3 protein-coding genes are annotated in these 6,678 nt (G+C 40.7%); all 3 read left to right on the forward strand.

Going from position 1 to position 6,678, the window contains the following annotated elements; translation table 11 throughout:
* The first annotated feature begins 157 nt into the window (after positions 1–157).
* A complete protein-coding gene (locus tag J3U67_RS06930; protein ID WP_267404487.1) occupies positions 158–1,054 on the forward strand; it encodes a hypothetical protein in 897 nt (298 codons plus the stop codon).
* Between the two features lie 111 nt (positions 1,055–1,165).
* Complete coding sequence (locus tag J3U67_RS06935) at positions 1,166–4,999, forward strand: calcium-binding protein (protein WP_267404489.1); 3,834 nt, start codon at positions 1,166–1,168, stop codon at positions 4,997–4,999.
* A gap of 170 nt (positions 5,000–5,169) precedes the next feature.
* A complete protein-coding gene (locus tag J3U67_RS06940; RefSeq protein WP_100152327.1) occupies positions 5,170–6,012 on the forward strand; it encodes a class II glutamine amidotransferase in 843 nt (280 codons plus the stop codon).
* The last annotated feature ends 666 nt before the right edge of the window (positions 6,013–6,678 follow it).

Raw genomic sequence — 6,678 nt, forward strand, 5'->3', positions numbered from 1 at the left:
AAAACTATGGCAACAAACCGAAAAAAATATCACTGCCATACTGGATAGCTGGGTGGTGACTAATGATGGCAAATTAATTAAGAAACAGGCAGGTAAGTAAAATTTCCCGACTACGGGATGATATGTATTATTAACTATTGATAAAAGGGGATGAAATATGTCTCAGCCAGCGCTATTAACCAAACAAGAACTTGATGCATGGAATAAAAAAATCAAAACAGGTAATTTAGCTGCTATCGGCGAAGTGTATCAGGCACTGCGGGATAAGGGCTATGATTATGCCGGCTGGGCAATTGGCGTAGCCACCGGCGACAGCATCACCGGCAATGGGGCGCTGGCATTTATGCAAGCTGTAGCCAAAGATAATAAACAGGTGCTTACGCAAGCAAGAGTAGATAGTGTGCGCAGAGATATGGTTTTAGGATATTTGGACATTTTGCAAAAAAAGCTGAATCAAGGCAAAGGAGGTCAAGATATAAAATATTATGAAATGTTAGATTTTCATGTAGAAACATTTAATAAAAATAATTTAGATATCAATTATTGGACATTATATACTCCAATGTCGATTATCCAGAATAATGCTTCCATTACCCGAACTGATGGCAGCATTATTAAAGGTGCTCAGGTTGCTGAAAATATGTGGGAAAGTATCCGCAAGACCAAAGGCGAAGTGGTCAGTGGCGGGCCGATTGTAAGTTTAGAGCTGTACAATATTATGCAGGATGCTAAGAATGGCTATATTTATGTTGATAAATCCACAGGGAATGTGGTTTCCAGAAAATCAATCATTCGTTCATTTACTTTTTCACTCAGCCTTTCTGCAGGTGTACTGGGCGAGATACTAAATAAACCCGAGCTACCAGACCTGCTGGCAGATAAGCTGGGCTTTAAAAAGATTGCCATTTCTGGTGAGGAACAAAAGCAGGCACAGCAATGGTGTCGTGATACGGATGTCGTGGCCGCAGGAATGGGAATAACTGCAGAAGTACTGGAACATAATGTGTTCAATTTATCCAGCCATAGCTGGTATGATAAATATACCTCGCCGTAAAATAAGCTTACTGGCGAATTTTTCAGCAATAGCCACACTTCTACAACGACCAAACAACAATTAAAAAATAACTGGCTACTGGCTGGCGGTACAGCTGTAACCAAATGGATTATGGCCGCCGTACTGAATAAAAGTATCCTCAATAGCCATGATGCACTGATATCTTCGATTAATGACCAGAATTTTCTGGAAAAAGGGCTGGAGTTTGTATTTGATTCTCAATCAGGGCACCGGCAGCCGGTAAACGGCATTAAAGATGAATATGAATTCAAATATCAGCTGGACTGGATAGAAGGTGCACCTGAATCAGTACTTGATTTACTGCAAAGGTTGACCAAACAGGGTGAGACAGAAAAAGTGTCTCTCTATCTGAATGCGTTGGAAAAGCTGAATCCGGTGGTAGTACTGAATCCTGACTTTGTACCTGAGCAACGTACGCTGGCACAAATGGGTGAAGATTGGGTAAAAATACGCTGCTGGCTGCTGCAGGAATTTCGCTATGCTCAGGCTTCTGAATTCAATCAGTATGTGGATAAGCAATTTGATTATGATGGATTTCACGATTTCTTCTCGGAGCGGCCGCGCTATCAACAGCTAAAAACCTTTGTGCAATCTATACGCAAGAGTTACGGATTTTCTGATAATGATGCCATTATGTTTAAAGATGGGGTATCCGGCCAGAGCTGGAGCACAAATCCTCAAGCCAATACTTCTGTGCATCAGGTGGTGATGCTGGCAGACAATGAAAATGGCGTTGCCCAAGGCGGAGCAGCTTCAGATGTGTTGGTTGGGGGTAATGGTAATGACCAAATGATAGGTGGCGGCGGTAATGATATCTTGATTGGTGGTGCTGGGTCTGATGCTTATTACTTCAATAGTGGTGACGGGCAGGATCGTATTATTGATAGTGACGGAAATGGTGATGTTTATTTGAATAATAAGCATTTTTCTTCCTATCAGTGGATAAAAAAAGAGCTGAATCTGTGGCAGACTAAAGATAATAAATGGCAGGTATGGCTGAATGAAGAAGGCGATTTATGTATTCAATCGCTAATTAATGATAAAGATATACTTACCATCAGCGGATGGAGCAAGCAAAGTGGAAACCAGCTTGGCATTCATTTACCTGCCATGGCCACACCACCAGATAAAGACAGAAAAAAATTTATGGGTGATTCTCGGCCGAAAATAATTCATGTAGAAGGCTACTTTGATGAAGATTTGCTACCTTACAAAGGGACTTATCATAAGGATTGGGATAATCGCGCCTCAGATGGCCGTATTATCAATGGCCTAGATGAAAAAGGATTTGAAGATGTGATTTTCGGTAGCGCCAAGAATGATGAAATCTGGGGCATGGCTGGAGGCGATGCCATAGACGGCAATGCCGGTGACGATGTGATTTATGGTGGCGATGGTACGGATTTGCTCACTGGCGGTGGTGGCTCGGACACGATAAAAGGTGGAGCTGGAGATGATTTTATTTTAGCCAACAATCATTTATCTATATCTGCACGGCACTCACCGAAAGAGCGTTGGAAAATGCCGGCTTCGGGTAAGAAACTTATTTATGCTGGCCCCAACTGGGGTGTTTATCTTGATAAAAATGATACTCAGATTCTGAGTGGTGTCACTTCAAGTATAAATGAAACTTCATCAATCTCAGCCGATGCTAGCTACAATGGTGATTTTTTATATGGCGGTGATGGCAATGATTATATTCTTGGCGGTAATCTGAATGATTATATTGAGGGTGATTCCGCAGCGCCGGACAGTACTGAGTGCGGTAATGATACGGTATATGGAATGGCAGGTAATGATTATATTATCGGCGGTAAAGGAAATGATATTTTATATGGCGATGGTATTATCTTACCTGGCTATCTGAATTATGTTTCCCTTTATGAGCATGGAGATGACCGTATCGATGGCGGCGAAGGCGCTGATGAGATTATTGGCTGTGGTGGAAATGACGTGATTATTGGTGGCGATGGCAACGACAAACTGTATGGCGATTTCATTCCAGAATCAATATATCAAATGGCACCTGCTAGATATCATGGCAACGATACTATTTACGGTGGTAGCGGCAATGACTATATTTTGGGTGGGGGTGGAGACGATTTTCTTTTTGGCGGCGATGATGACGACACTATCTACGGCGATTATTATTCTGGCACTAATTTAGATGTGTATTTTCAAGGTAATGATCATATCTGGGGAGATGCTGGTATGGATAGGCTCTATGGTGGCTATGGTGAAGATGTGATTTATGGTGGCGATGATAATGATTTCATTTATGGCGGCCAGGGAAATGATACGCTTTATGGGGACGATGGTCATGATCTTATTTATGGAGATGATGATCAAAACAACGAAATAAAAGGTAACGACTATATTGATGGCGGCGCTGGCTCAGACACTTTGGTGGGTGGCGGCGGAGATGACTGGATTTATGGTGGTAAAGGTGATGACGAAATATATGGTGATGAACATGTACCCTTTGCAAATGAAGACAGCTCTATAAATGGCTCCGATCATCTCTACGGTGAAGATGGTGATGATTTAATTGATGGTGGATATGGTGATGATGTAGTTGATGGCGGAGAGGGAAATGACAGGCTCTACGGTGGAGGTGGAAATGATTATATTTATGGTGGTAATGGTAACGATGTGATAGTCGGAGATTTCCTAAATATTACTGGCTGGATAATATCTAATAATAAATTAGAACCGCTTTATTTAATGACCAAGAATATGAAATATACAGGCGATGATGTCATTTACGGTGGCGATGGTGATGACAAAATATATGGCGACCTTCACACTGAATCAGAGCTTTCGGTAGGAAATGATATTTTATATGGCGAAGGTGGAAATGATTATATCAATGGTGGATACGGGAATGACTATCTGGACGGCGGCACTGGTGATGACAAACTAATAGGCAGTGATGGTAACGATGTGATTTATGGTGGTGATGGAAATGATATTATTTATGGCGACAGTGAAAAACCTGTAGATGATAATACAAGCCGTACCACCGGTAATGATATGCTTTATGGCGGGAATGGTAATGATTTCATCAGTGGTGGTAAAGGTGATGATAACCTCCAGGGTGATGATGGAGATGATCAGTTATACGGCGGTGAAGGCAACGATAACTTATATGGCGGCGCCGGTAACGATATACTGAAAGGTGGCAAAGGTAATGATTATCTGAATGGCGGTTTAGGAGATGATTATTACATTGTGGAAAATGGAGACGGAATCACAACCATTGATGATCATAACGGCTTGTCTTATATTAAAGTGGACAACTTAAAATCGCTTTCTTTTACCGCTTATAAAGATGGGATAATGGTTAAAAACAAGGTGAATGGCGATGCAATTTATCTTGTTGGCTATGATATTAAGAACAAGAAAAAAGATTCAGATTTAGCGAATATCATTTTTACAGAGGATGGTAAGCAAGGTAAGACCTTATTAAATCTGATTACTAAGAAAAAAACACTTAGCCCTGTCCCACAGAATGAAGCAATCAGTAGTGCTATTCAGAGCCGCCAGATAAATGCTATAGACGATAGTTTGCTGCGAGATTCAGATGATTCTTACAGTAATACTTCAGGGTTGGAACAACAATATTTCAACTGGCCGGATATAAACACTATGCTTCCAGATGCTGGTATCTTAAGAGACAATGATGCACAGGATATGGTAGCAGAAAATACATTTGCAGCAGCGATCAGCAAACCAGTAAAGGATGTTGCAGTAACTGCAAGCGCTGACTATGAGGTTTTTAATCATGCGACGGCGGCTTTACTTAATCAGGCCATTGCCAGCATGGATAAAGGATTTGCTGTTGCTGGTGTGGCGTGTTCTTCAGCTGAATATAAAGCTTTTACTTCTTCTGCTGAGATTTTATCTGCCTCATCAGTACTATAAAAGTCAGTGTCTAGTCTTGTAAGTCTACAAGTAAGCCTGTAACCACATTTACGGGCTTTTTATCATATTTTATGCGCTTGAATTATGGATTACTTTAATCAGGTTGTATAATCTTAAAATAGTGCAACATTATTATTACAGTATTTAATGATTGAAGGAGAAATATTAGTATGTGCCAGTTGTTAGGCATGGATTGCAACACCCCTACGGATATCGTGTTTTCTTTTGAAGGATTTCGTTTGCGCGGTGGGTTAACTGATAATCATGCGGATGGTTTCGGAATTGCTTTTTTCGAAGGCCATGGGGTACGCCTCCTGCAAGATGATAAACCTTGTGCCAGCTCACCTGTAGCCGATTTAGTGCAGCAATATAAAATCAAATCCGAAAATGTGATCGCACATATCCGCAAAGCCACTCAGGGACAAGTGCATTTGGTAAATACTCATCCTTTTGTACGCGAACTATGGGGAGAATACTGGGTGTTTGCACATAATGGTAATCTACGCGGTTTCAAACCAGCCGAAGGAGAATATTTTACTCCGGTTGGCACCACTGATTCGGAAGAGGCATTTTGCTATCTACTGGAACAGCTTCGCCAGCGATTTCGCCATAAACCTGAGCGTGAAGTATTATTCAAAACAATAGCTGAAATCACAGCTGAGCTGCGCCAGTATGGGCTATTTAATTATATGCTTTCCAATGGCGACTGGTTAATCGCCCATGCCAGTACCCTGCTCTTTTATATTATTCGACAGGCGCCGTTTGGTAAGGCCGTGCTATCAGATGAAGATGTGGCGATTGATTTTTCTGCGGTGACTACACCACACGACCGAGTAGCTGTAATCGCCACCCTACCCCTTACCTGTAACGAACAATGGCAACAACTGGCTGTGAATGAATTAGTTATGTTTAGTCAGGGTGCGATTGTATTGCGAGATTGTGTTCAGCCACCGCAATATATGAGTGTGGAAGAAGGCTTGGCAATTGCGCGCAAGGCAGGCGTAACGATGTGAAGGAGCTGATACTAGCTATTTTATTTGCTAATGCGTATATAGCTAATTGCTGAACATGGTTCTGGACGTGAGGCAGAACCAGAAAATTGATTTTATTCGGGCTTGAAAAATGATTAGCCAGTGTGCTGTAGCGAGCTATTGCCACAAAAATGATTTATCCGCTTACTCTTAAAGAGTCCGGTATTCGACATATCAGCAGCGCCTTTATGAAACTGCAAAAACTCAAATATTTATCATCCAAAATTTTGTTTTTTTATCATCAGATGCTAATAATTTAATTGCATCCAGTTCAAAATATCGGCACAGAGATGGAAAGTATAAGTATTATCAACTCAGCTAGAGAATATTAATTTCTGCATGATAGGTTTTCATTACTAAAGCATAAAACGATATCACATTTTCTTCATTTTGCTGCTTAAACCAGATGGAAAAAGAATCCATGGTATTAAATGGTAGAAAAATAGATCATTTAAAAACGAGCAGCATGACTTTTACAGTACTAATTCACTATACAAAAGAAAGATTCGGAAGTTTTTTTAAAGGCTATTTTAAGATTGAACTATATTTAGATAGAATATAAATATTTTATTTATTTTAATAAAAATCAAATAGTTATAAAACCTACCAATAAAAGCACTGGCCGGCATTTTTCTTTGCCGGCCAGTG

This window comes from Snodgrassella sp. B3837 (assembly GCF_026535955.1).
GTDB classification, from domain to species: Bacteria; Pseudomonadota; Gammaproteobacteria; order Burkholderiales; family Neisseriaceae; genus Snodgrassella; species Snodgrassella alvi_E.

Coding starts and splice junctions, on each gene's coding strand:
- J3U67_RS06940 (WP_100152327.1), top strand. CDS start 5,170: ATGTGCCAGTTGTTAGGCATGGATTGCAACACCCCTACGGATATCGTG.
- J3U67_RS06935 (WP_267404489.1), top strand. CDS start 1,166: ATGGCCGCCGTACTGAATAAAAGTATCCTCAATAGCCATGATGCACTG.
- J3U67_RS06930 (WP_267404487.1), top strand. CDS start 158: ATGTCTCAGCCAGCGCTATTAACCAAACAAGAACTTGATGCATGGAAT.